This window comes from Streptomyces sp. ADI95-17, from assembly GCF_003846175.1.
Classification (GTDB): domain Bacteria; phylum Actinomycetota; class Actinomycetes; order Streptomycetales; family Streptomycetaceae; genus Streptomyces; species Streptomyces sanglieri.
In genome coordinates this window covers 308,708-332,891 of sequence record NZ_ML123044.1, presented here as the reverse complement: position 1 = coordinate 332,891, position 24,184 = coordinate 308,708, and the positions used below count along the sequence as shown (strand labels likewise).

The 24,184-nt window shown below is 71.1% G+C and carries 23 protein-coding genes; 18 read left to right on the top strand and 5 right to left on the bottom strand.

Annotated features, from left to right (window positions below; genetic code table 11):
- The first annotated feature begins 85 nt into the window (after positions 1-85).
- From EES42_RS01400 to EES42_RS01360, 9 genes are all read left to right on the top strand, one after another.
- Positions 86-865: an enhanced serine sensitivity protein SseB C-terminal domain-containing protein gene (locus EES42_RS01400; protein ID WP_124716259.1), complete on the top strand. Its 780-nt coding sequence runs from the start codon at positions 86-88 to the stop codon at positions 863-865.
- Between the two features lie 497 nt (positions 866-1,362).
- Complete coding sequence (locus EES42_RS01395; protein ID WP_124716258.1) at positions 1,363-2,367, top strand: ABC transporter permease; 1,005 nt, start codon at positions 1,363-1,365, stop codon at positions 2,365-2,367.
- Between the two features lie 95 nt (positions 2,368-2,462).
- Positions 2,463-4,235 carry an ABC transporter substrate-binding protein gene (locus EES42_RS01390; RefSeq protein WP_124716257.1) on the top strand — a complete coding sequence of 591 codons (1,773 nt, stop codon included), beginning with the start codon at positions 2,463-2,465 and terminating at the stop codon, positions 4,233-4,235.
- A gap of 144 nt (positions 4,236-4,379) precedes the next feature.
- Entirely contained in the window at positions 4,380-5,381 is a 1,002-nt protein-coding gene (locus EES42_RS01385; protein WP_124717342.1) for an ABC transporter permease, read from the top strand.
- A complete protein-coding gene (locus tag EES42_RS01380; protein WP_124716256.1) occupies positions 5,378-6,478 on the top strand; it encodes an ABC transporter ATP-binding protein in 1,101 nt (366 codons plus the stop codon). The genes EES42_RS01385 and EES42_RS01380 overlap by 4 nt, the downstream gene beginning before the upstream one ends.
- Before the next feature lie 14 nt (positions 6,479-6,492).
- The gene (locus EES42_RS01375; protein ID WP_164495144.1) at positions 6,493-7,695 is read left to right on the top strand and encodes an ABC transporter ATP-binding protein; all 1,203 of its coding nucleotides are present in this window, start codon (positions 6,493-6,495) and stop codon (positions 7,693-7,695) included.
- A gap of 18 nt (positions 7,696-7,713) precedes the next feature.
- The gene (locus EES42_RS01370) at positions 7,714-8,385 is read left to right on the top strand and encodes a trimeric intracellular cation channel family protein (protein ID WP_124716254.1); all 672 of its coding nucleotides are present in this window, start codon (positions 7,714-7,716) and stop codon (positions 8,383-8,385) included.
- A gap of 101 nt (positions 8,386-8,486) precedes the next feature.
- Complete coding sequence (locus EES42_RS01365) at positions 8,487-9,353, top strand: thioesterase family protein (protein ID WP_124716253.1); 867 nt, start codon at positions 8,487-8,489, stop codon at positions 9,351-9,353.
- Positions 9,354-9,432: 79 nt separating this feature from the next.
- On the top strand, positions 9,433-10,404 hold the full coding sequence (locus EES42_RS01360; RefSeq protein ID WP_124716252.1) for a helix-turn-helix transcriptional regulator: 972 nt from the start codon (positions 9,433-9,435) through the stop codon (positions 10,402-10,404).
- Between the two features lie 15 nt (positions 10,405-10,419).
- Here EES42_RS01360 and EES42_RS01355 read toward each other — a convergent pair whose 3' ends face one another.
- Positions 10,420-11,061, bottom strand: a complete 642-nt coding sequence (locus EES42_RS01355; RefSeq protein WP_124716251.1) for a TetR family transcriptional regulator — start codon at positions 11,059-11,061, stop codon at positions 10,420-10,422.
- Between the two features lie 117 nt (positions 11,062-11,178).
- Here EES42_RS01355 and EES42_RS44535 point away from each other — a divergent pair, with 117 nt between their 5' ends.
- From EES42_RS44535 to EES42_RS01345, 3 genes are all read left to right on the top strand, one after another.
- On the top strand, positions 11,179-11,340 hold the full coding sequence (locus EES42_RS44535) for a hypothetical protein (RefSeq protein WP_164495143.1): 162 nt from the start codon (positions 11,179-11,181) through the stop codon (positions 11,338-11,340).
- Positions 11,341-11,440: 100 nt separating this feature from the next.
- Complete coding sequence (locus EES42_RS45925) at positions 11,441-11,785, top strand: DUF4190 domain-containing protein (protein ID WP_241196193.1); 345 nt, start codon at positions 11,441-11,443, stop codon at positions 11,783-11,785.
- Between the two features lie 192 nt (positions 11,786-11,977).
- On the top strand, positions 11,978-12,988 hold the full coding sequence (locus EES42_RS01345) for a helix-turn-helix transcriptional regulator (protein ID WP_124716250.1): 1,011 nt from the start codon (positions 11,978-11,980) through the stop codon (positions 12,986-12,988).
- 51 nt (positions 12,989-13,039) lie between these two features.
- Here EES42_RS01345 and EES42_RS01340 read toward each other — a convergent pair whose 3' ends face one another.
- Positions 13,040-16,864: a S8 family serine peptidase gene (locus EES42_RS01340; RefSeq protein WP_124716249.1), complete on the bottom strand. Its 3,825-nt coding sequence runs from the start codon at positions 16,862-16,864 to the stop codon at positions 13,040-13,042.
- Positions 16,865-16,900: 36 nt separating this feature from the next.
- On the opposite strand from EES42_RS01340, the gene EES42_RS01335 reads away from it, so the two are divergent.
- Positions 16,901-17,080, top strand: coding sequence for a hypothetical protein (locus tag EES42_RS01335; RefSeq protein ID WP_124716248.1), 180 nt, complete (start codon positions 16,901-16,903; stop codon positions 17,078-17,080).
- A 129-nt stretch (positions 17,081-17,209) separates the two neighbouring features.
- On the top strand, positions 17,210-18,379 hold the full coding sequence (locus EES42_RS01330; RefSeq protein ID WP_124716247.1) for a cysteine desulfurase family protein: 1,170 nt from the start codon (positions 17,210-17,212) through the stop codon (positions 18,377-18,379).
- Positions 18,380-18,427: 48 nt separating this feature from the next.
- Here the strand turns inward: EES42_RS01330 and EES42_RS01325 are convergent, their stop codons facing one another.
- The gene (locus EES42_RS01325; protein ID WP_124717340.1) at positions 18,428-19,108 is read right to left on the bottom strand and encodes an N-acetylmuramoyl-L-alanine amidase; all 681 of its coding nucleotides are present in this window, start codon (positions 19,106-19,108) and stop codon (positions 18,428-18,430) included.
- A gap of 61 nt (positions 19,109-19,169) precedes the next feature.
- Between EES42_RS01325 and mnmA the strand changes: the two genes are divergently transcribed.
- The gene (gene mnmA, locus EES42_RS01320) at positions 19,170-20,309 is read left to right on the top strand and encodes a tRNA 2-thiouridine(34) synthase MnmA (protein WP_124716246.1); all 1,140 of its coding nucleotides are present in this window, start codon (positions 19,170-19,172) and stop codon (positions 20,307-20,309) included.
- 111 nt (positions 20,310-20,420) lie between these two features.
- Here the strand turns inward: mnmA and EES42_RS01315 are convergent, their stop codons facing one another.
- Together EES42_RS01315 and EES42_RS01310 are read right to left on the bottom strand one after the other, a co-directional pair.
- A complete protein-coding gene (locus tag EES42_RS01315) occupies positions 20,421-21,221 on the bottom strand; it encodes an alpha/beta fold hydrolase (RefSeq protein WP_124716245.1) in 801 nt (266 codons plus the stop codon).
- A gap of 95 nt (positions 21,222-21,316) precedes the next feature.
- Entirely contained in the window at positions 21,317-21,652 is a 336-nt protein-coding gene (locus EES42_RS01310) for a DUF427 domain-containing protein (protein WP_124716244.1), read from the bottom strand.
- Positions 21,653-21,847: 195 nt separating this feature from the next.
- Here EES42_RS01310 and EES42_RS01305 point away from each other — a divergent pair, with 195 nt between their 5' ends.
- The 3 genes from EES42_RS01305 to EES42_RS01295 are packed head-to-tail and all read left to right on the top strand — an operon-like array spanning position 21,848 to position 24,178.
- Positions 21,848-22,387: an LOG family protein gene (locus tag EES42_RS01305; RefSeq protein WP_124716243.1), complete on the top strand. Its 540-nt coding sequence runs from the start codon at positions 21,848-21,850 to the stop codon at positions 22,385-22,387.
- A gap of 28 nt (positions 22,388-22,415) precedes the next feature.
- Positions 22,416-23,105, top strand: coding sequence for an SDR family oxidoreductase (locus EES42_RS01300; protein ID WP_124716242.1), 690 nt, complete (start codon positions 22,416-22,418; stop codon positions 23,103-23,105).
- 47 nt (positions 23,106-23,152) lie between these two features.
- Positions 23,153-24,178 carry a methionine synthase gene (locus EES42_RS01295; RefSeq protein WP_124716241.1) on the top strand — a complete coding sequence of 342 codons (1,026 nt, stop codon included), beginning with the start codon at positions 23,153-23,155 and terminating at the stop codon, positions 24,176-24,178.
- The last annotated feature ends 6 nt before the right edge of the window (positions 24,179-24,184 follow it).

The following is a 24,184-nucleotide window of genomic DNA, read 5'->3' as shown; positions in this document are numbered from 1 at the left end:
TCATGGCTGGTGCCTCGGCATCATGCCGCACCCGTGTGCCCGGGGCGGCGGGCCGACACAGTGGATCGAAGAGGGGCGGGACCAGGTGAGTGCGTCAGGCACCGCGGCGGCCGGGCAGGTCGAGCACATGCTGCGCCAAGTGACGCCCGGGCGCTACGACGCGTACGAGGCGCTGCTGCAGGCCCTCGCGGGCGGCCGGATCTGGATGCTCCTCTGGCAGGGCCAGGCGGGCTCGCCCGACGCCCAGTACGGAAACATGGAGGTCGACGGCCTCGGTTACGCCCCCTGTGTGACCTCCGCCCAGGAGCTCTCGGCCAGCGGCTGGAACCGCGCCCATGAGCTGGTCGACGGCCGGGACATCGCCCGCACCCTCTTCCCCGACCGCTGGGGCATCTGGCTCAACCCGCACGCCCCCGGCGGCGGTGTGGGCATCCCCTGGCTGGATCTGCGCCGGATCGCCACCGGCCTCGACCGGATGCCCGCCGGCCCGCTCCGGCTCACCGAGCCGGCCATCGAGATCCCGCAGTTCTACGCCCTGCTCACGCAGAACGCCCACCACACCCCGGCGATCCGCTCGCTGCGCCGCGCCTGGGTGCAGCCCGCGCTCGGCGTCCCGTACCTCACCATCGGCCTCGACCTCTACGACACGAGCCCGCCCTCGGTGGACGCGGCGCGCGCGATGATGCAGCAGTCGGTCTCCGCCGTCCCGGAGGGGCTGCCCGTCTCCACCGTCGCGATGTCCGACGAGTACGACCCGGTCGCGATGTGGCTGCGGGCCAACGCCCGCCCGTTCTACGACCGCGAGGCGCACGCCCCGGCGGCCCCCGTCGCGGGCTACGGCTACCCGCCGCAGAGCGCGTACTGACCCGTCCGACACCGGTCGCGCGTCCCCGCACCGGGCGGGCGGATGCGCCTTCCCGCCGCCCGTAAAGGGGCGGTTCGCTCCCGGAAGCCCGAATGCGGCCCTACGTTCCTGATATCCGGAACGCGACCATAAGGCACCAACTCCCCGAATGTGAAAGCGCGTTCATCCGCGCCCCGGCCCATCGGGCCGCCCATGTCCGAGATTTCCGTGCTCGGCACAACTCATGGTGAATGCGTCGTGAATCCGCGCGCATGACCCCCTTCCGTATCAACTGACCTGTGTTCGGCGGGCGTTCACATCCGTCCGGATAACGGAACACCCCAGGGCGCATCACGGTTAGGCATCCATTCGCCTGTCGGTATGGCTACCAGTCGTAACGGCAATGAAGACTCCCGCAGCAAGGGCGTCTTGCCGCCTCTGCGTACGACTGACTGATCGCGCCGCCACAGCGGCCAGTTCGGCCCGGCCACCGCCGGTTGAGAGGGGTCCTTGCCACGATGACGGCACCACTGCACGAGCCGACCAAGGAAGCGGATCCGATCGCGGCCGGCGGTCCCGTAGTCGACTCCGGGGTGAAGAAGGTCGAGGGACGGTCGCTCAAGCAGATCGCCTGGAACCGCCTGAAGCAGGACAAGGTTGCTCTGACGGGTGGCATCGTTGTCCTCGTCCTGATCGTGGTGGCGGTCTTCGCACCGCTGATCGTGAACCTGTTCGGGCACCCGCCGAACGAGTTCCACCAGGACCTCCTCGACCCGCTGACCAATCTCCCCACGGGCAGCCTCGGCGGCGTGAGCGGCGACTACCTGTTCGGCGTCGAGCCCAACAAGGGCCGCGACATCTTCAGCCGGATCGTCTACGGCGCCCGGATCTCGCTGCTCGTGGCGTTCCTGGCGGCCCTGGTCGCTGTCGCCCTCGGCACCCTCTTCGGGATCATCGCCGGCTACTTCGGCGGCTGGGTGGACGCGGTGATCAGCCGGGTCATGGACGTGCTGCTCTCCTTCCCGCAGCTCCTCTTCATCATCTCCCTGGTCTCGGTCCTCCCCGACGACCTGCTCGGGCTCACCGGCAGCGGCGTGCGCATCGCCGTACTCGTCGCCGTCATCGGCTTCTTCGGCTGGCCCTACGTCGGACGCATCGTCCGCGGGCAGACGCTCTCGCTGCGCGAGCGCGAGTACGTGGAGGCGGCGCGCAGCCTCGGCGGCGGGCGGACGCACATCCTCTTCCGCGAGCTGCTGCCCAACCTGGTGGCGCCGATCACCGTCTACGCGACGCTGATGATCCCCACCAACATCCTCACCGAGGCGGCCCTCAGCTTCCTGGGCGCCGGTGTCCGGCCGCCGACCGCCTCCTGGGGCGGGATGCTGCGGGACGCGCTGGAGACGTACGAGCACGACCCGATGTTCATGGTCTTCCCCGGCGTGACGATCTTCATCACCGTGCTGGCCTTCAACCTCTTCGGGGACGGGCTGCGCGACGCCCTGGACCCCAAGGGGACCCGATAACCCACGACTTGCCCCTGCCGCATCGTCAGGTGGCTTTTCCCATGGTTCTCCGGCAAGCAACGGCCTGGGACCGCGATCTCGGAGGTTACGAGAAAATGTCCACAGTTACCTCGAAACGACGGCTCACCGCTGGTGCGGCCCTCGTGGTCGCGGCGCTGATGACCACCACGGCGTGCGGCGGCGGCGACGACAGCGATGGCGGCGGCAAGTCGAAGGGCGCCGGCTTCAACGCGGCGTTCAACAAGGTCGCCAACCCGTCCACCAAAAAGGGTGGAACGCTGAAGATGGTCGGCAAGCAGGACCTCGACTCCGCCGACCCCCAGCGTGCCTACTACGGCATGGCCTGGGACTTCATGCGCTTCTACACCCGCCAGCTGGTCACCTACGACACCAAGCCGGGTGTGGCCTCCACCAAGCTGGTCGGCGACCTGGCCACCGGCCCCGGTGAGATCACCGACGGCGGCAAGACCTACACGTACAAGCTGCGTGACGGCATCACCTGGGAGGACGGCTCCAAGCTGACCTCCAAGGACGTCAAGTACGGCATCGAGCGCATCTGGGCGACGGACACCATCACCGGTGGCCCGCAGTACCTGAAGCAGACGCTGGACCCCAAGGGCGAGTACAAGGGCCCCTACAAGGACAAGTCCGCGGACAAGCTCGGTCTCAAGGCGATCGAGACGCCCGACGACAACACCATCGTCTTCAAGCTGCCCAAGCCCAACGGTGACTTCGAGCAGTTCCTCGCCATGCCGTCCGGTACGCCCGTGAAGGCGGACAAGGACACCGGCGCCAAGTACACCCAGCGCCCGTTCTCCTCCGGCCCGTACAAGTTCGAGTCGTACAAGCCGGGCAAGAGCATCGTGCTCGTCCGCAACGACAAGTGGCAGAAGGCCTCCGACCCGCTGCGCGCCGCGCTCCCGGACAAGGTCACCGTGACGATCTCCGCCAACCTGGAGGAGAACGACAAGAAGCTGATGGAGGGCGACTACGACGTCGACCTCAACGGCACCGGCATGACCCAGTCCGGCCGCGTCACCGCCGTCCAGGACCACAAGGCCAGCGTCGACAACATGCAGACGTCCTTCGTCCGCTACGTCGCGCTCGTCCACACGGCGAAGCCGCTGGACGACGTCCACTGCCGCAAGGCCGTCTTCTACGCCACCGACTTCGCCGGTCTCCAGCAGACCCGCGGTGGTGAGATCGCCGGTGGTGCGATCGCCAACAGCACCCTGCCGGTCTCCATCAAGGGTCACAGCGACTACGACCCGTACGGCGTCCTCGCCCGCAAGGGCAAGCCGGACCTGGCCAAGGCCAAGGACGAGCTGAAGCAGTGCGGTAACCCGACCGGCTTCTCCACCAAGCTCACCGCCCGCAACAACAACCCGGGCGAGGTCGACGCCGCCGAGGCGCTCCAGGAGCAGCTCGGCAAGGTCGGCATCAAGATCGAGGTCGACCCGCTCGACGGCGCCGAGGCGTCCAGCATCACCGGCTCGCCGTCCGTCGTGAAGAAGCGCGGCTACGGCATGACGATGAGCGGCTGGGGCCCGGACTTCCCGTCCGGCCAGGGCTTCGGCCAGCCGCTGTGGGACAGCCGGTTCCTCTCGGACACCGGTAACTACAACGAGTCCCAGATCAAGGACCCGCAGATCGACAAGCTCTTCGACAACGCGATCGCGGAGACCGACCCGGTCAAGGCCGGCGAGATCTACAAGCAGGTCGACAAGCGGATCCTCGACCAGGCCGACTGGATGCCCTTCATCTACGAGAAGAACATCACCTGGCGCGGCGACCGTCTGACGAACGCCTACATGTCCGACGCGTACAACGGCCGTTACGACTACGTCTCGCTCGGCGTCGTCAAGTAGCCGCTGTAGTCAACAGCTTTCGCAGTCAACCCGGTTGACTGTTCCACCGCCGCCGAAACCCGCCAGTCCGAAGGGCAGGTGAGGGCCGGGGCGGTGGCCGGGAGCCCCCACAAGGGGTTCCCGGCCACCGCCGGGCCGCACACAGTGCTTGCTTATCTCATCCGGCGCCTGTTCGCCGTAGTCATCATGGTGCTCGTCGTACTGCTCGCGACGTTCACCATCTTCTTCATGCTGCCCAAGTGGGCGGGTCAGGACGTCGCAGTCCTCTTCGCCGGCAAGGCCACGGGTGTCGAGCAGCTCCAGGGCATCCGGATCAAACTGGGTCTCGACGACCCCCTCCTCGTCCAGTTCTGGGACTTCGTCAAGGGCATCCCGATGGGACGCGACTACGCGAACGGTGCCGATGTCACCCACTGCGCCGCGCCCTGCTTCGGCTACTCCTTCCGCACGGAGGTCCCCGTCTGGACCACCCTCAAGGACGCGCTGCCCGTGACCGGCGCGCTCGCCGCCGGTGCCTGCGTGCTGTGGCTCCTCGGCGGTGTCGCCACCGGCGTGGTGTCCGCGCTGCGGCGCGGCACGATCTGGGACCGCGCCGCGATGACCACGGCGCTCGCCGGCGTCTCGCTGCCGATCTTCTTCACCGGCATGGTCGCCATGGGCCTGTTCGTGCACAACTTCGGCTGGGTCCACATCGCCGACAACCTCTCCACGGACGACGGCATCGGCACCTGGTTCCAGAGCCTGATCCTGCCGTGGATCGTGCTCGCCTTCCTGAACGCCGCGATGTACGCCCGCCTCACCAGAGCCACCATGCTCGAAGTGCTCGGCGAGGACTACATCCGCACCGCCCGCGCCAAGGGCCTGGGCGAGGGGACCGTCATCACCCGGCACGCCCTGCGGTCCGCGATGACTCCGATCCTCACCGTCTTCGGCCTCGACATCGGCGTGCTCCTCGGTGGCGCCGTCCTCACCGAGTCCACGTTCAACCTGCCCGGGCTCGGGCTCGCCGCGGTCCAGGCGATCAGCAACAAGGACCTGCCGGTGATTCTCGGCGTCACCCTGTTCGCGGCTCTCGCGATCGCCGTCGCCAACCTCGTCGTCGACATCATGTACGCCGTCATCGACCCGCGAGTGAGGCTGGGATGACCGAACTGCACAAGAGCGGTGCCGCGCTGGGCGAACCCTCCCCGGCCGGCTCGCCCGCTCCCACCGCCTTCCTCGAAGTGCGCGACCTCAAGGTGCACTTCCCGACCGACGACGGCCTGGTCAAGTCCGTCGACGGGCTCAACTTCCAGCTGGAGAAGGGCAAGACCCTCGGTATCGTCGGCGAGTCCGGCTCCGGCAAGTCCGTCACCTCGCTGGGCATCATGGGCCTGCACACCACGGGCCAGTACGGCAAGCGCAAGGCGCAGGTCTCCGGCGAGATCTGGCTGGACGGCAAGGAGCTGCTGTCCGCCGACCCCGACGAGGTGCGCAAGCTGCGCGGCCGCGACATGGCCATGATCTTCCAGGACCCGCTGTCCGCGCTGCACCCGTACTACACGATCGGCAAGCAGATCGTGGAGGCGTACCGGGTCCATCACAGCGTCGACAAGAAGACCGCCCGCAAGCGGGCGGTCGAGATGCTCGACCGGGTCGGCATCCCGCAGCCCGACAAGCGGGTCGACAGCTACCCGCACGAGTTCTCCGGCGGCATGCGCCAGCGCGCGATGATCGCCATGTCGCTGGTCAACAACCCCGAGCTGCTGATCGCCGACGAGCCGACGACCGCGCTGGACGTCACCGTCCAGGCGCAGATCCTCGACCTGATCCGGGACCTGCAGAAGGAGTTCGGCTCCGCGGTCATCATCATCACCCACGACCTGGGCGTCGTGGCCGAGCTCGCCGACGACATCCTGGTGATGTACGGCGGGCGCTGCGTGGAGCGCGGACCGGCCGAGAAGGTGTTCTACGAGCCCCGGCACCCCTACACCTGGGGCCTGCTGGGCTCGATGCCGCGCCTGGACCGCGACCAGACCGACCGGCTCATCCCGGTCAAGGGTTCCCCGCCGTCGCTCATCAACATCCCGTCGGGCTGCGCCTTCAACCCGCGCTGCCCGTACGCGGACGTGCCCAAGGACGACGTCACCCGCACCGTACGGCCCGAGCTCCAGGAGGTCGGCGGCCGGCACTGGGCGGCCTGCCACATGTCGCCGGAGCAGCGGGAGCGTATCTGGACCGAAGAGATTGCGCCCAAGCTGTGAGCGAGGACAAGGCCGTGACGAGCGAGGACAAGGGCGTCGACGTTCCGGCGCAGAGGTCGGCCGGTGACGCCGCCTCCCGTGAGGTGCTGCTCAAGGTGACCGGGCTGCAGAAGCACTTCCCCATCAAGAAGGGGATGCTGCAGCGCAACGCCGGTGCCGTGAAGGCCGTCGACGGGATCGACTTCGAGGTGCGCTCGGGCGAGACCCTGGGCGTCGTCGGCGAGTCCGGCTGCGGCAAGTCGACGATGGGCCGGCTGATCACCCGGCTGCTCGAACCCACCGCGGGGAAGATCGAGTTCGAGGGGAGGGACATCACGCACCTCGGCGTGGGCGCCATGCGCCCGATGCGCCGGGACATGCAGATGATCTTCCAGGACCCGTACTCCTCGCTGAACCCGCGGCACACGATCGGCACGATCGTGGGCGCCCCCTTCAAGCTGCAGGGCGTCACGCCCGACGGCGGCGTACGCAAGGAGGTGCAGCGGCTGCTGGAGGTCGTGGGCCTGAACCCCGAGCACTACAACCGCTATCCGCACGAGTTCTCCGGTGGTCAGCGCCAGCGCATCGGGATCGCCCGCGCACTGGCGCTCAACCCCAAGATGGTCGTGGCGGACGAGCCGGTGTCGGCGCTGGACGTGTCGATCCAGGCGCAGGTGGTGAACCTGCTCGACGACCTCCAGAGCGAGCTGGGCCTCACGTACGTGATCATCGCCCATGACCTGTCGGTGGTCCGGCACGTCTCGGACCGGATCGCGGTGATGTACCTCGGCAAGATCGTGGAGCTGGCCGACCGCGAGTCGCTCTACAGGGCGCCGATGCACCCGTACACGAAGGCGCTGCTCTCGGCGGTCCCGATCCCGGACCCCAAGCGCCGGTCGGTCAAGAGCGAGCGGATCCTGCTCAAGGGCGACGTGCCCTCGCCGATCTCGCCGCCCAGCGGCTGCCGCTTCCACACCCGGTGCTGGAAGGCGACCGAGGTCTGCAAGACGCAGGAACCGCCGCTGGCCGCACTGAAGACCGGGCACCAGGTGGCCTGCCACCACCCGGAGAACGCGCCCGACCAGGTACCCGGCGAGACGGTGACCGCGGCGGCGCGCGAGGCGATCCAGATCGTCGACGTGAGCAAGCCCGAGGCGGACGATCCCGAGGCCGGCGAGACCGCCGCGGACGGTGGCGCCGCCTCGCCCGATACGCCGGAGGACAGCACGAAGGAGTAGTACCGGCACAATTGCCCGGTGCTCAACGAACTGTTCACGCCCTCCGTCCAGCATGCGCTCGACATCGTCGGAATCTTCGTCTTCGCGATCTCCGGCGCTCTGCTCGCCGTACGCAAGAACTTCGATGTCTTCGGCATCGCGGTGCTCGCCGAGGTGACCGCGCTGGGCGGAGGGCTGTTCCGTGACATCGTCATCGGGGCGGTCCCGCCCGCGGCGTTCACGGATCTCGGCTACTTCACCACCCCGCTGCTCGCCGCCGTCCTGGTGTTCTTCATGCACCCGCACGTCGAGCGGATCCAGGTCGGCGTCAATGTCTTCGACGCGGCGGGCCTCGGGCTGTTCTGCGTCACGGGCACGGTCAAGGCGTACGACTACGGCCTGGGGCTCACCGCGTCGGCGGCCCTCGGTCTCGCCACCGCGGTCGGCGGCGGTGTGCTGCGTGACGTACTGGCCAACGAGGTGCCCTCGCTGCTGCGCTGGGACCGCGACCTGTACGCGGTGCCCGCCATCGTCGGCGCCACGATGATCGTCCTCTGCATCCGCTTCGACACACTCAACGCGTTCACCAGCGGTACGGCCGTGATCGTCGCATTCGTGCTGCGGCTGCTGGCGATGCGCTACCACTGGCGGGCACCGCGCGCCTACAACCGGAAGTCCGCATCGGCCGAGGAGAGCTCGGCGACCACCTGAGACACATGGCGCGAGACACGTTCCGCGAGACATATTTCGCGAGACATGTTTCCGGCCAAAAAGCTACCGCTCAGTAATACAATCGGTGTACGGTGCATCGCATGGCACAGGCAGCAGAGCAGGCGGCGCGGACCGTACAGGCGACCATCGGGGACAGCGAGTTCGACCGCGACACCGCCGTCACCCTTCGCGAAGACGGCGTCTACGACGCCGAACTCTCCGCCGGATGGACGATCATCCACGCCGTCAACGGCGGATATCTGCTGGCCATGCTGGGCCGCGCGCTCGGCCAGGCCCTGCCGCACCCGGACCCCTTCTCCGTCTCGGCGCACTACCTCACCGCTTCCGTCCCCGGCCCCGCGGTGATCCGGACCCAGACCGTCCGTACCGGCCGCACCCTCTCCACCGGCCAGGCCTCCCTCTTCCAGTTCGCGGAGGACGGCACGGAGGTCGAACGCATCCGGGTCATCGCCACCTACGGCGACCTGGACGGCCTGTCCGACGAGGTCCGTACGTCGGCGAAGCCGCCGGCCATCCCGCCGATGGATTACTGCCTCGGCCCGGGCGACGGTCCCGCCCCGATCCCCGGCAGCTCCGCCATCACCGGACGGATCGACATCAAGCTCGACCCGGCGACGGTCGGCTGGGCCGTCGGCGCACCCTCCGGCAAGGGCGAGATGCGCGGCTGGTTCGGCCTCTCGGACGGCCGCGACGCCGACCCGCTGTCGCTGCTGCTCACCGTCGACGCGCTGCCGCCCACCTCGTTCGAGCTGGGTCTCAAGGGCTGGACGCCCACCATCGAGCTCACCACCCACATCCGCTGCCGCCCGGCCCCCGGCCCGCTGCGCGTCTCCATCACCACCCGCAACCTCGCGGGCGGCTTCCTGGAGGAGGACGCGGAGGTCTGGGACAGCGCGGACCGGCTGGTGGCCCAGTCCCGCCAGCTGGCCCGCGCACCGCGCTCCTGACGGCCGGCGGCGGCCGGGCGCGCCGGCACGGGCGAAGGCGGCGGACAGGAGAAGGCTGCGGACGGGAGAAGCTGGTGAGGTGAAATCCGACCGGCTGCTCTCGATCCTCCTACTGCTCCAGACCCGCGGCCTGGTGCCCGCCACCGAGCTGGCCGAGCGCCTCGAAGTCTCCGTACGCACCATCTACCGCGACATCGAGGCGCTGTCCGCCTCCGGTGTCCCGGTCTACGCCGAGCGCGGGCGGCACGGCGGCATCGCGCTGCTGCCCGGGTTCCGCACCGATGTCACCGGGCTGACCGCCGACGAGGCCCGTGCGCTCTTCGTCCTCGCCGCCGAGGGCGCCCATACCGCGCTCGGCCTCGACGAGGCGCTCGGCTCCGCGCTGCGCAAGGTGATGGCCGCCCTGCCTGAACCGCACCGGCCCGCCGCCGAACTGACCAGCAGGCGGATCCTGGTCGACCCGGTGCGCTGGATGAGCGGTCCGCGGCCGGCCGTCGATGTGGCGGAACTCCACGACGCGGTCTTCGCCGACCGGCGGTTGCGGCTGGACTACCGCCACAGCGGCACGGGCACCCCGCGCACCTACACCGTCGATCCGTACGGCCTCGTCGTGAAGGCGGGCGTCTGGTACCTGGTGGCGGACCGGGACGGGGTGCCCCGGCTCTTCCGGGCCGACCGGGTGCGGCGCGCCACCCTCGCGGACGAAGCGGTCGTGCGCCGGCCCGGGGTGGAGCTGGCGGACCTGTGGGACACCCTGCGCAGGCAGGTCGAGGAACGGCCGGGGCGGGTGCGGCTGTCGCTGCGCGTGCACCGGTCCCGGCTCGATCTGTTCGTACGCCTGCACACCGGGGCACTGACGGGGGAGCCGTACCCGGAGGGGAGCGGGGAGTGGCTGCGGGCCGAGCTGGCCGTCGACTCGGTCGAGTGGGCCCGCTCCCTGCTCTCCTTCGGCCCGAACGTGGAAGTGCTCTCGCCGCCCGGGGCGCGGGACGTTCTCGCCCGCCACGCGGCGGCGGTCGTGGCGCTGTACGGGCAGGCGGACGCGCCCTGATCCGTACGGGAGGCCCTAAGGGGCATCGGCCCTGTCGGCGTCGTCCAGCCAGTGCAGCCTGCCGAGGGTGACCAGTCTCAGCCGGCGGCGGGCCACCCCGGCCACCTCCCGCTCGCCGTCCGGTCCCGCGTCCAGCAGCGCCGACGCGGTGATCACCATGTGGTCGACATAGAGGCCGCCGAGCATCAGCAGGTCCTCCTCGCTCCAGCCCCGGGACTCCGGCTCCTCGGCGAGCGCCGCCGCCACCTCCTCGGCGAACCGCCGCAGTTGGGCCGCTATGGCCTCGCGGACCGGGCCGACGCCGCCGTGCTGTTCACGGGCGATGAAGCGGAAGTGAGCGGGCTGTTCGCCGACATGACGCATGATCAGCTCGACGCTGCGGTCCAGGCGCTCCTCGCTGTCGCCGGTCTCGGCGAGGACCGCGCCGATCATTCCGTGCAGGCTGCCCAGCGCCTCCTCGACGAGCGCCACACCGAGTGCGGCGGTGTCCTCGAAGTGCCGGTAGAAGGCGGTGGGCGTGACGCCCGCGGCCCGGGTCACCTCGCGCAGCCCGAGGCTGCTGAGGCTCTGGTGCTCCAGGAGTCCGAGTGCGGCATCCAGCAGTGCCTGACGGGTTCTCAGCTTCTGGGTCTGGCGGACGCCGACGGTGTGACTCATGCCATTCAGTAAACAACTGTTCTCCGGGGCGGGGAAGTGGCGAGCGGGTCTAGACTGACAAGTCAGTGAACAGTCGTACTCTCAAGTGCTCGTGGAGAGCCCGCGGAAAGGCTGAACATGATCGTTCTCGTCGTCGCCCTGCTCCTGCTCGGGGTCGTGCTCGGAGCGGTGGCCCAGATCCCGCTGCCGCTGAGCCTCGTATGCGCCGCCGCGATCGGCTGCTGGCTGCTGGTCTTCGCCGTGCGGGAGCGGGCGGGTGCGCGGCGCCGTTCGCAGTGACCGCCGCCCGGGCTGTCCCGGCTGCCCCCGCCGTCGCGGCCGTTGCTCCGGCCGCCGGTCCGATTCCCCTTCCGGCCATCGATACGAAGGAGCCCATGCCATGACACTCACCACACCGATCCGCCGGTCCGGGGCGGACGGGGCGACTCCCGCCGGAACCGCTCCAGGAGCCGACGTCGCCACCGCCCCGAAGGGGCCGTCGCGCAGCACCCGGGACGCCGACGGACTGGCCGTGGCCTCGTTCGTGCTCGGCCTCGTCGGCCTGCTGGTGATGAACATCCTGCTCGGCCCGGCCGCCATCGTGATGGCGACCCTCGCCCTCGTCCGGTCCACCTCCCGCCGCGGCCGCGCCCTGCTCGGGCTCGCGCTCGGCATCGCCGACCTCGTGGTCCTCGCCTTCCTCGTCGCCGGGAACGGCTTCGTCGCCTGGAACTTCGGCGGCTGAACCGGGCGGAGCGGACCTCGCCGCCGCGGTGCTCGGGTCCCGGGACACCATGTGCCCGCCGTACGCCCCGCCCCGGGCTCGCGGAAACCGTGGTGTCCTCTGATCGCTCGACAGGGCCGCCCGCATCCTGTTCGATCATGGATGGCACAGCGGGCGTCCGTCTGGGGTGGGCTGCGGCGAGGGAGAGGGTGCGTGCTGGAGATAGCGGGGATCGGGGCAGCGGAGGAGCGGGTCTACCGCCACCTGGTGGAGGTACGAGGTGCGGGCGTGGACGAGATCGTCCAACGGCTCCACATCCGGGAACGCGAGGCGGCTTCGCTTCTGTCCTCCCTGCACGACAAAGGCCTGGTCGGGCGGCTGCCGGGCGACGGCGGCATGCGGTACGTACCCGTCCCGCCGGACGTGGCGCTGCAGCCTCTGCTGTCGCGCGGCCAGGAAGCGCTGGAGTGGGCGCGGCGCGGAGTGGAGCAGCTGGCCGAGGAGTACCGGGCGGGCGGCCGGCGCCATGACGCCGGGCAACTGGTCGAGGTGATCACCGGGGCCGGCGCCATCCGTCAGCAGCTGCGCCAACTCGCCTACGGGGCCCGCAGCGACCTGCGGTGGTTCTGCAAGGCCGATCCCGTGGCGCTGCGCGCCCAGGACAACGACGAGGAGTTCGAGCTGCTCGCCCGGGGCATCCGCTACGAGGCGATCTACGAACGGGCCTGCCTGGAGCAGGCCGGCATGGTCGACAACGTCGCCCAGGGCATCCGCGCCGGTGAAGTGGCCCGTGCCACCAGCGCACTCCCCGTGCGCATGGTCATCGTCGACGGCTCTGTCGCCGTCTGCCCGCTGATGCCGGGCAGCACGACCGGCGCCCGAGGCGAGCCGACCGCCGCGATCATCCGCAGCAGCACTCTCCTGGACGCCCTCGTAGCCCTGTTCGACATCCAGTGGGCGGCGGGGACCCCGCTGCACGTCACGGAGGCGGGCGAGCTGGCCGACTTCGCCGACGGCATGGGACCGGGCGGCAGTCTCGCCGACGACGAGCGCTATCTGCTCTCCCTGGTCGTCGCGGGTGTGACGGACAAGGCGATCGCCACCCAGCTGCGTGTCAGCCACCGCACGGTGCAGCGCCGGATCACCGCGCTGATGCAGCGGGCGGGCGCGACGACGCGTACGCAACTGGTGTGGCAGGCGGCGCGGCGCGACTGGCTGTCCTAGGACGCACGGAAGCCGCGACCGGGGCCGGTCGCGGCTTCCGGATCTCGCGTACTACCTCAGCGCGTACGCCCGCTCGATCTCCTGCGTCACCTCGTTGCCCGCGTCGTCCCAGGCGCGGACCCGCAGCGTGACGTACCCGCTGGTGCGGGCAGTCGAGGGGTGGGTGACCCGGACACGGTAGGCGCCGTCGCCCCGGGCGGAAGCCTTCGCCGCCCGCCAGTGCCCGCCGTCGTCGTACGAGACGGACACCTCCATGCCCTTCACGGAACGGCCCGTCAGACCGTCCTGGTGACGGGCGCTCACTCCGAAGGCGAAGGACCCGGAGTCAGGGGCGGAGCCCTGGAGGTCGGTGGCCACGTCGTAGTCGAGCTGGAGCAGGGGAAGCAGGGACTCCTTTCCCTCGGCCGGGCGAGGGGCCGTGAACGACCAGCGGGTGCTGGTCGCCCGCGAGAGGGTGCCCTCGGGGCTGGTGCGCTTCACGTCCAGGTCCAACCGGTAGCGGCCGTCGTCCCCGCCCGCGGGGAAGACGCCCCACGCCCGGGAGCCTTCGGCGAGGATCTCGCCGTCGCGACGCAGTACGGCCCGGGTCTCGTCGGGGTAGGGGGTGTTGGCGTCCTTGCGGGGCAGGGCGTAGCCGTAGTGGCCGGAGGCGGTGTCGGCGAACTCGGGGATCCCTATGGTCAGCTGGTCGCCCTTGCGGTGGGCGAGCCCTTCGACACCTCGGGGGATCGCCGGGCGCACCACGGGGGCGTACCAGCTCTCCGTGGCGTGCTCACCGGGCCGGTAGGTGCGCAGGGGGCCGAACATGCCGGTCCCCACTGCCTGGATGGCCCAGGTGTTGCGGGGGTTGACCCAGTGCAGCCACCGGGCGTCGGCGGGACCGCTCAGGTACTCCGTCCGCGCCTGCCCGGTGCGGACGTACCGGGACCGAATGGAGAGTTGCACGTCCTCGCCCTCCCACGGACGCCAGGACAGCCGGTCCTCCGCGACGTAGCGCGCCCCGCCCGTGTCCGGGTAGCGCGAGACCACGGTGGCCGTGTTCTTCGGCCCGACCTTGTGGACCACGTGCTCGGGGACGCGCTGTCGGGCGACCTGCACGACGTCGTAGAGGTAGGGGCTCTCCGGGGTCCCCTTCAACTCCAGCACGGTGCCCGGCACGCGCAGCCGCTGCGCGGTGGCGTGGGAGGCGTACAGCCCGATCGCGGGCAGTCGCTGGCCCACCGGCTGCCAGGTCGCGGCCGCGTACCTGTTGCCGCCGGCGGTGGTGACGGCGGCCGCGGCTCCGGCTCGGGCGGCCGAGGTCACCGCCTCGTCGTACTCCACCCCTTCCAGTTCCACGAGCACCGCCGCTCCGCGGACGTCCACGCCCCGTGCGCGCAGTGCCGCGTAGTCCTCGGGGCGTCCGTGACCGGCGTCCACCACCCGCAGGCGCCGCACGCCTTCCACAGCGGGGGAGTTGTGGAGCAGACGGACGGGGACACCGGCCGCGGCGGTGGCGGAGACTGCGCGTCCGCGGAGCATCGGTGCGGTCAGCTGCCAGCGGGAGGAGAACTCGAAGGTTCCCTCGGTGAACTCCTCGGTGGGCGTGACGTAGAGGAGCTGTCCGCCGCTGTGTCCGCTGGTGAAGAAGCTGGCGAACTCCCGGTCGCCGTCTTTCCAGTGGGTGGAGAAGACCAGCGGGCCCCGCTGCTCGGCCGGCTTGGGGGTCCGGATCTCCACGGGGACCGCCTTGCGTGCGTCGAGCACCAGCTCCGTGGCGCCGCTCACCCGCAGGTGGGGGTTGACCACCAGGCTGTTGGTGACGTTGTCCTCCGTCATCTGCGTGATGACGCCGTGCAGGTAGTACATGCCCTCGGGCATGTCCAGTGTCAGGCTCTGCCCCGCCGGCACCTCCTGGACGACATCGAAGCGGCCCGTGGGACCCAGCAGGATCAGCGGGAAGACGGTCGCCGGCTGCCCGGCGCGGTCGATGCCGCGCACGGTGACCTTGTGCGTGACCGGGTCCTTCACCGCGGAGAGAACGGTGTGCGTGACGGCCTGCCCGTCGGCCGAGGTGGCGGTGAGGCGGCCGCTGTAGACGCCCTCCGGCAGCGCGGCCGCGTCGAGGGTCACGGTCACGTCGGTGGTGCCGTGGGCGCCCACGGTGACCTGCGCGGGGGCGCCTATGGTGCCTGCCGGGGCCGGGGAGCCGTAGAGCTTGTCGAAGGTGGTGTCCAGGGTGAGCGAGACGGGCGCGTCGCCGTCGTTGGTGTAGGTGACGCTCACCTGACGCCGGCCCGCGTCCGGTGCCAGGGCGCCGAAGGTGGTGGTGCCGGTGGCGCGCACCTGCTGGCGCACCGAACGGGCCACGTCCACCCGGCCGGTGCCCTGCTCGTAGACCGTCTGGTCGGGGGCGGTACGCGTCGTGCTCATCAACGCGTCCTTGAGCTGCTGGCCGCTCCAGTCGGGGTGGCGCCCGGCCAGGATCGCCGCCGCGCCCGCCACGTGCGGGGTCGCCATGGACGTACCCGACGCGGCGGTGTAGGCCGCGTCCACCGGGTGGCCCATGGACGTGCCGGCCGCGCGGGCGGCGACGATGTCGACGCCGGGGGCGGTGAGGTCGGGCTTGACGCCGTTGTCCCCGACGCGCGGGCCGCGGCTGGAGAAGGGGGCCAGCTTGTCGTCGCGGTCGACGGCGCCCACGGTCAGTGCGCTCGCCGCGGCGCCCGGGGAGCCCACTGAGTAGTCGGAGCCCGTGTTGCCCGCCGCGACGACGAAGAGGGTGCCGGTCTCCTCGCTGAGGCCGTTGAGGACGAGGCTGAGCACGTCCGTGCCGTCGGTGGGCTGGCCGCCCAGGCTCATGCTGACGATGTCGGCGCCCGAGTGGGCGGCCCAGTCCATGCCGCCCATGATGGCGGAGTACGAGCCGGAGCCGCCGTCGTCGAGCACCTTGCCTATGAGCAGCCGTGCCCCCGGTGCCACGCCCTTGCGCGAGCCGCCCGAGGCGGCGCCGCTGCCGGCGACGGTGGAGGCGACGTGGGTGCCGTGGCCGTGGCCGTCGTTCGCGGTGGGCTCGTCGGTGAAGTTGCGTACTTCGCCGAGTTTCCCGGCCAGGTCGGGGTGGGTGGCGTCGACGCCGGTGTCCAGGACGGCGACGGTCGCGCCGTTTCCGTCGTAGCCGGCCTTCCACGCCTCGGGCGCACCGATCTGCGCGGTGCTGCGATCGAGGGAGGCGTGGACCTTCGCGTCCAGCCACAGCTTCTCGACGCCGCCCTCGAAGGCCGCGTTCTTGAAAGCAGAGTTCTTGGCAGCGTTCTTCGCACCGCCCTCGGCGCCGCTCCTGGCGAGCGCGTCGTCGTCGATGGCCTTCCAGAAGCGCCCGGCCTGCTTCTTGTCCGCCTTCAGTGCCGAGCCGCGCAGGCTCTTGATGACCAGGCCCTTGCGCGAACCGGTGGGCGCCCCTTTGGACGTGGGGTTCGTGCCGCCGGTGTAGCGGGCGATCAGCGGGATGGCGGAGGTGTGGGCGTCGTCGTACCCCTGCTTGACCAGGGAGGTGATGTTGAACAGCTGCCGGTCCAGTTTGCCGGAGGCGATGTACGGGAGCGCGGCGCGCGGCAGCACGTACAGCTGCTTGTCGATCTCCAGTTGGGTGAAGTCGGCCTGCGAAGCGCCCGAGGCCGGCTCGACGGAGACGGCCTTCCGGCCGCCGGGGAAGGTCTCCAGCCGCACCCGGTCACCGGTCACGAGCGTGACGGAGCTGACCTGGGGACGGCCGGCGGAGTTCGCGGCGACGGAGGCGGGCGCCGGGGCGGCGCTCGCGCCGGAGGAGGTGGGGGCCAAGGTGGCGATGAGGACTCCTGCCGCCAGTACGGCGGCAGAGCGATACCGTCTGTGCATCGGAACCTTTCCAGGTGGCAAGGAGATGGACACGCGGTGCGGCTCAAGACTGGGGCCCCACTGATCGGCCGCACCAGCCTTTTCCCTGCCGTGCTTGCGACATGTCGCAAGCACGACACGGCGCGCTCCACCGCGCGTACCGGCAGAGTCAGCGGGGCCGGGCAGCCCCTCCTCGTCACCGGCGACGGCCTCGGCGCCCGGGACTTCGCCGGCTGAACCGGGCGCGGAGCCCGACGCCCTCCCCGCCCGGACGGGCCCGGGAACGGGGCGAGGCAGACCGCACCGGGCCGTGCGCGGGTGCGCCCGCCGTACGCCCCGCCGGGGGCTCGTAGAATCGAGCCCACCATGGCTTACCTCGACCACGCCGCGACCACGCCGATGCTTCCGGAAGCGATCGAGGCGATGACCGCCCAGCTCGCCGTCACCGGCAACGCGTCCTCACTGCACGCCGCCGGGCGCCGGGCCCGCCGTACCGTCGAGGAGTCGAGAGAGACCCTCGCCGATGCCCTCGGCGCACGCCCCAGCGAGGTGGTCTTCACCTCCGGCGGCACCGAGGCCGACAACCTCGCCGTGAAGGGCCTCTACTGGGCCCGCCGCGACGCCGACCCCCGCCGCACCCGGGTGCTGGCCAGCCCCGTCGAGCACCACGCGGTGCTGGACGCCGTCGACTGGCTCGCCGAACACGAGGGCGCGAACGTCGAATACCTCCCCGTCGACCGGCACGGACGCGTCCACCCGGACGTACTGCGCGAGGCGATCCTCCGTGACCCCGACGACATCGCGATGGTCACCGTGATGTGGGCCAACAACGAGATCGGCACCATCATGCCGGTACGTGAACTGGCCGCAGTGGCCCGTGAGTTCGACGTACCGATGCACGCGGACGCGGTCCAGGCGTTCGGGCAGCTGGAGGTCGACTTCGCCCGGTCCGGGCTGGCCGCGATGACGGTCAGCGGGCACAAGATCGGCGGCCCCTTCGGCATCGGCGCGCTCCTGCTCGGCCGCGAATACACCCCCGTGCCCGTGCTCCACGGCGGTGGCCAGGAGCGGCACGTCCGCTCGGGCACCCTCGATGTGCCGGCCGTCGCCGCCTTCGCCCTGGCCGGGCGGCTGGCCGCCGACGGGCGCGAGGAGTTCACCCGTGAGATCGGCGGGCTCCGCGACGATCTGGTCGCGGCCGTGCGGGCGGCCGTGCCCGACGCCGTCCTCGGCGGCGACCCCGCCCCCGGCGGCCGGCTCCCCGCCAACGCCCACTTCACCTTCCCCGGCTGCGAGGGCGACTCCCTGCTCCTGCTGCTGGACGCCCAGGGCATCGAGTGCTCCACCGGCTCCGCGTGCACCGCCGGGATCGCCCAGCCCAGCCACGTACTGCTGGCCACCGGCACCGATCCGGACCTGGCCCGCGGCACCCTGCGCTTCTCGCTCGGCCACACGTCCACCAAGCAGGACATCGACGAGGTGGCCCGCGCGATCGGCCCGGCGGTGGAACGGGCACGGACGGCGGGACTCAGCTGAGCCCTGCGGGACCTGGCCTGCCCGGCGGCGACCGGACGGGCCCCGCGGTCACTTTTTGCCCGCTGCCCGGACCAGCTTCAGATACCGGTCCCAGTCCCAGTGCTCGCCCGGATCGGTGTGGTCCGTGCCCGGTACCTCCACGTGCCCGACGATGTGCTCCCGGTCCACCGGCATCCCGTACCGCCCGCAGATCGCCGCCGTGAGCCGCGCCGAGGCCCCGTACATCGCGGCCGTGAAGTCCTGCGGCCGGTCCACGAAGCCCTCGTGCTCTATCCCCACACTGCGCTCGTTGTACGACCTGTTCCCCGCGTGGAATGCCACGTCCAGCTCACGGATCATCTGCGTCACATGGCCGTCCTTGCGCACCACGTAATGTGCCGCCGCCCCGTGCCCCGGGTCCTGGAAGACCTTCACCGCGCTCTGATAGCTGCCCTGGGTGACATGGATGACGACCCGGTCGATCGTGTAGTCGTCGGGGCGGTCGGCCCGCCGCCAGTTCGCCGAGGAGGCGGATATCCACTGGGCGCGCGCGTAATCCACCTCGCCGGGCTTCCGGGGCTTCTCCACCCCCGGCAGCCGCCACCAGGCGTGCTCCAGCTGCTCCCGCGCCAGCGCGGCCGTGCCCACGGCCGTGACGGCAGCGCCGATCAGCAGCCCGCGCCGGCTGATGCCGCGCCCGGACTTCGCGCCCGCAGAGCTCTTGGCGCCCGATGTCCCCTTGGTCCCCATGTGATCCACAACGCATATCCGAGAGCGTTCGGTTCCCGGCGCCCCGTACCCTGGTGGAGCTATGACTGAGACTTCCCAGCGCCCCCTCCGAGTCCTCGCCGCCATGTCGGGCGGTGTCGACTCCGCCGTCGCGGCGGCCCGTGCCGCCGAGGCGGGCCACGACGTGACCGGTGTGCACCTCGCCCTCTCCGCGAACCCGCAGTCCTTCCGTACCGGGGCGCGCGGCTGTTGCACGATCGAGGACTCCCGCGACGCCCGCCGGGCCGCGGACGTGATCGGCATCCCGTTCTACGTCTGGGACCTGGCGGAACGCTTCCGCGAGGACGTCGTGGACGACTTCATCGCCGAGTACGAGGCGGGCCGCACGCCCAACCCGTGCCTGCGCTGCAACGAGAAGATCAAGTTCGCCGCGCTCCTGGACAAGGCCCTCGCGCTCGGCTTCGACGCGGTCTGCACCGGCCACTACGCCACCGTCGTCCTCAACGAGGACGGCAGCCGCGAGCTGCACCGCGCCTCGGACATGGCCAAGGACCAGTCGTACGTCCTCGGCGTCCTGGACGAGAAGCAGCTCGCCCACGCGATGTTCCCGCTCGGCGACACCCTCACCACCAAGGACGAGATCCGCGCCGAGGCCGAGCGCCGGGGCCTGGCCGTCGCCAAGAAGCCCGACAGCCACGACATCTGCTTCATCGCCGACGGCGACACCCAGGGCTTCCTGGCGAGCCGGCTCGGCGGCAAGGCGGAGGGCGACATCCTCGACGAGTCGGGCACGAAGGTCGGCACCCACGAGGGCGCCTTCGGCTTCACCATCGGCCAGCGCAAGGGCCTGCGCATCGGCCATCCCGCCCCCGACGGCAAGCCGCGGTACGTCCTGGACATCTCCCCGGTGAACAACACGGTGACGGTCGGCCCGGCCGAGTCCCTCGACGTCACCGCCCTCACCGCCATCAAGCCCCGCTGGTGCGGCACCGCACCGGCCGGCCCCGGCGCGTACACCGCCCAGCTCCGCGCCCACGGCGGCGAGACCGAGGTGACGGCGGAGCTGACCGACGGCACGCTCCACGTCACCTTCGCCGAGCCGGTACGGGGCGTGGCCCCCGGCCAGGCGGTCGTCCTGTACGACGGCACCCGCGTGGTCGGCTCGGCGACGATCGCGACGACGGTCCGGCGGGAGACGGCGGCGGCAACAACGTCCGGCTGACGCCACCGTCCGGCTGACGCCACCGCCCGGTGCCCTCGCAGCCGCCGCGGACGCCCCGCGCGGTCGCGTCCGACCCCCGTACGGGCGGGACCGCGCGGGGCGGGTCGTGGGTCAGGAAGCCTGACGCAGGGATACGGACCTGGCGAAGAACTCCGTGAGGACCGGGGCCACCGCCTGCGGGGCCAGGTCGCGGGTCTGGCCCGTCAGGGTGCGGTGGCGGGCGCGGGGGAGGGCGTCCGCGAGGGCGCGTGAGGCGAGGCGGGACGGGGTGGGGCTGGATCCGCCGCAGATCACCAGCGTGCGCGCCGTGACGGACGCGAACCGCGCGGCCGGGATCGCGCCGGTGCCGAGGATCGCGTCGTCGTACGCGAGGGTGTGGGCCATCGCCAGCAGGTCGCTCCACAGCGGGGCGCGGCGCATCCGGGCGATCATGTCGGCCGGCACGCCCGTCACGGACAGGAACAGCTCGACGGCGCCCGCGCGGTCGCCGGTGGACAGCAGCCGGTGCAGCCGGGAGGTGCAGCACGCCTTGTACCGGAGGCCGGAGGGGCCCGGTGTGTAGGGCGGTTCGTACACGGCCAGCAGGTCGACGGACATGCCGGAGGCCTGCGCCTCCAGGGCCAGGGCCCCGCCGGCGCCCATGCCGAACACCGAGGCCCGGCCGCCCACCGCGGTGACGAGCGCGGCCAGGTCCTCGATCTCGCGTTCCACCGCGTACGGGGAGCTGTCGCCGCTGGAGCCGCGGCCGCGCCTGTCGTACGTGACGACGTGGAAGTGCGGCGCGAGCAGCCGCGCCAGCGGCGCCTCGGTCGCCGCCGTGCCCAGCGAGCCGCCGACCAGGATCACCGGCGGGCCTTCACCACGCCGCCGGTACGCGATCAAGGTGCCGTCGCGGGAGAGAATCTTGTCCATGCGAGGGTGGACCGCCGGGCCCGCGAAAACTCATCGCTCCCGCCGAAGTTTTTCTGAAATTCTTCGACTGCCCAGGTCAGGGCCGTTCTTGACGATCAGTCGGTGACTGTATCCGTTTCGTAGAAGCAGAAGTGGTCCTTGATCGCGGCGACTTCGGGCTTCGGATCCGGGTAGGCCCAGACGAGGTCCGCGGCGTCCGAGAGCGACCAGTAGGAGGCATCTCCCTTGAACGGGCAGTGGGTTCGGGTGTCCGAGGCCGTGAGGAGTTCGGTACGGACGTCCTCGGGCGGCAGGTAGTAGCGGACCGGACAGCCCGTCTCGCGCAGGACGAGCGGGCGCCGGCTCTCGGCGAGCACCTGCCCGTCGCGGACCACACGTACATGCTCGGTGCCGGGCTCGACCGTGATGCGGTGTCCTGGTGATGTAGTCATGTAAAGGTCAGCCGTTTCGCGGACCGGATTCTTCCCCGGCCCCCGGCCAAGCGGCCCCCGGCCAAGCGGCCCCCGGCCAAGCGGCCCCCGGCACAGCGGCCCCCGGCACAGCGGCCCCCGGCACAGCGGCCCCTCCGGTGGCCGGTTTTCCACAGGGCGCGGGGGCCTGCCGGCGGTGGCCCTTACGGTTGGTCCATGAAGATCTGCGTATTTCTCTCCGCCGCCGACCTCGACGAGCGCTACACCCGGCCCGCCCGCGAATTCGCCGAACTGCTCGGCAAGGGCGGCCACACCCTGGTCTGGGGAGGCTCGGAGAGCGGGCTGATGAAGGTCGTCGCCGACGGCGTCCAGGAGTCGGGCGGGCGGCTGGTGGGGGTGTCTGTGGACTTCCTGGCGGCCAAGGCGCGGGCCAATGCGGACGAGATGGTGATCGCCCGCGATCTCGCCGAGCGCAAGGCGCTGCTCCTGGCGAAGGCCGACGCGGTCGTGATCATGGTGGGCGGCACCGGGACGCTCGACGAGGCGACCGAGATCCTGGAGTTGAAGAAGCACGGAAAGCACGACAAGCCGGTGGTCCTGCTCAACACCGCGGGCTTCTACGACGGGCTGCGCCAGCAGTTCCAGAGCATGGAGGACGAGGGCTTCCTGCCCGTCCCGCTGGCCGACCTGGTGTTCTTCGCCAAGGACGGCGTGGGCGCGCTGGCCTACCTGGAGGAGTGGTCCGGCCTGCGGTGACGGGCCGGCGGGGTGCGATCATGAGGGCATGTCCACTCATGTCATCACCGGTGCCGGCTCCGGCATCGGAGCCGCCGTCACCCGCCGACTGCTGGAGCGCGGTGACGAGACCGTGCTGCTGGCCCGCGACGCGGGCCGTGCCAAGGAGCTGGCCGCGCTCCACCCCGGCGCCCGTACGCTCGTCGGCGACCTCTCCAACCCGGACCGGCTCTCCTGGGCGTTCGCCCAGCAGGCGATGCCGGACCGGATCGACTCGCTGCTGCACATCGCGGGTGTGGTCGAGCTCGGCCGGGTCGGTGACCTCACCCCCAAGGCCTGGCACTTCCAGCTCAACGCCAACCTGGTCGCGCCCGCCGAGATCACCCGGCTCCTCCTGCCGCAGCTGCGCGTCGCCCAGGGCCATGTGCTCTTCGTGAACTCGGGCGCCGGCCTCGCCGCGCACGCCGAGTGGAGCGCGTACGCCGCGAGCAAGCACGGCCTGAAGGCGCTCGCCGACTCGCTGCGCCACGAGGAGCACGCCAACGGCGTCCGGGTCACCTCCGTCTACCCCGGGCGCACCGCCAGCCCCATGCAGGCCAAGGTCCACCAGCAGGAGGGCAAGGAGTACGACCCCTCCCGCTGGATCGACCCGGAGTCGGTGGCCACCACGATCCTGATGGCCGTCGACCTGCCGCGCGACGCCGAGGTCAACGACCTCACGGTGCGCCCCGGACACTGAGCGACGCGGACGCCGGTGGCGGTCCGGCGCGGCCTTAGGCTTCCCGTGTGAGCGAGAAGAGCAAGTTCAGCGGTTGCCCGGCCAGCGGGATCGGGTCCATGCCCGGGGGAGACTCGCGGGAGGCGGCGAAGACCGTCACCGGCTCCTTCGCGGGCGGCGAGGGCCTGCCGTATCTGCCGGAGCTGCCCGCCCGCGGGCCCGGCGCGGACATGATCGGGCGGACCATCGGGCTGCTCGTCGACCTGTACGGGCACGTCGAGCCCAGCGGCTGGCGGATCAGCGACCGGCCCGGCCGCGACACCCGCCGGGCCAGGTCCTGGCTCGGCGAGGACCTCGACGCCCTGGAGGAGTTCACCCAGGGGTACGAGGGACCACTCAAGGTCCAGGCCGTCGGCCCCTGGACGCTGGCCGCCGCACTGGAGCGCCGGGGCGGCGAGGCCGCGCTCGGCGACCCCGGTGCCTGCCGCGACCTGGCCGGCTCACTCACGGAGGGGCTGCGCGCCCACCTCGCGGAGGTACGGCGCAGGGTGCCCGGCGCCGAAGTGATCCTCCAGCTCGACGAGCCGTCCCTGACCGCCGTACTGCGCGGGAGGGTCAGGACGGCCAGCGGCTACCGCACCTACCGGGCCGTGGACCGCCAGGTCGTCGAGGGCACCCTGCGCGATGTCCTGGCGGCGGCCGGGGACGGGACGACGCTCGTTCACACCTGCGCGCCCGAGGTGCCGTTCGCGCTGCTGCGCCGGGCCGGCGCCGGTGGCATCTCGTTCGATTTCTCGCTGCTCACCGAGCGTGAGGAGGAAGCGATCGGGGAAGCCGTCGAGGGCGGCACCCAGCTCCTCCTCGGAGTGGTGCCGGGCACCGACCCGGCCTCGGGCGGATTGTCGGACCCGGGCGGTAGCGTCATGGGTGTCAGGACGCTGTGGCGCAGGCTGGGGCTGAATCCGGGGACTCTGACGGAGTCCGTGGTGATCACCCCGTCGTGCGGGCTCGCGGGTGCCTCGCCCGCGTACGCGCGCGCCGCGCTCGCCCACTGCGTCCGGGCCGCGAGATCGCTCGCAGACAACCCTGAGTAACGGGGC

Excerpts from the sequence above, each read along its gene's own strand:
- EES42_RS01325 (WP_124717340.1), bottom strand. The coding sequence starts at position 19,108 with ATGGGGACCAAGGGGACATCGGGCGCCAAGAGCTCTGCGGGCGCGAAG.
- EES42_RS01300 (WP_124716242.1), top strand. The coding sequence starts at position 22,416 with ATGTCCACTCATGTCATCACCGGTGCCGGCTCCGGCATCGGAGCCGCC.
- EES42_RS01395 (WP_124716258.1), top strand. The coding sequence starts at position 1,363 with ATGACGGCACCACTGCACGAGCCGACCAAGGAAGCGGATCCGATCGCG.
- EES42_RS44535 (WP_164495143.1), top strand. The coding sequence starts at position 11,179 with ATGATCGTTCTCGTCGTCGCCCTGCTCCTGCTCGGGGTCGTGCTCGGA.
- EES42_RS01310 (WP_124716244.1), bottom strand. The coding sequence starts at position 21,652 with ATGACTACATCACCAGGACACCGCATCACGGTCGAGCCCGGCACCGAG.
- EES42_RS01340 (WP_124716249.1), bottom strand. The coding sequence starts at position 16,864 with ATGCACAGACGGTATCGCTCTGCCGCCGTACTGGCGGCAGGAGTCCTC.
- EES42_RS01330 (WP_124716247.1), top strand. The coding sequence starts at position 17,210 with ATGGCTTACCTCGACCACGCCGCGACCACGCCGATGCTTCCGGAAGCG.
- EES42_RS01390 (WP_124716257.1), top strand. The coding sequence starts at position 2,463 with ATGTCCACAGTTACCTCGAAACGACGGCTCACCGCTGGTGCGGCCCTC.
- mnmA (WP_124716246.1), top strand. The coding sequence starts at position 19,170 with ATGACTGAGACTTCCCAGCGCCCCCTCCGAGTCCTCGCCGCCATGTCG.
- EES42_RS01365 (WP_124716253.1), top strand. The coding sequence starts at position 8,487 with ATGGCACAGGCAGCAGAGCAGGCGGCGCGGACCGTACAGGCGACCATC.
- EES42_RS01380 (WP_124716256.1), top strand. The coding sequence starts at position 5,378 with ATGACCGAACTGCACAAGAGCGGTGCCGCGCTGGGCGAACCCTCCCCG.
- EES42_RS45925 (WP_241196193.1), top strand. The coding sequence starts at position 11,441 with ATGACACTCACCACACCGATCCGCCGGTCCGGGGCGGACGGGGCGACT.
- EES42_RS01355 (WP_124716251.1), bottom strand. The coding sequence starts at position 11,061 with ATGAGTCACACCGTCGGCGTCCGCCAGACCCAGAAGCTGAGAACCCGT.
- EES42_RS01305 (WP_124716243.1), top strand. The coding sequence starts at position 21,848 with ATGAAGATCTGCGTATTTCTCTCCGCCGCCGACCTCGACGAGCGCTAC.
- EES42_RS01315 (WP_124716245.1), bottom strand. The coding sequence starts at position 21,221 with ATGGACAAGATTCTCTCCCGCGACGGCACCTTGATCGCGTACCGGCGG.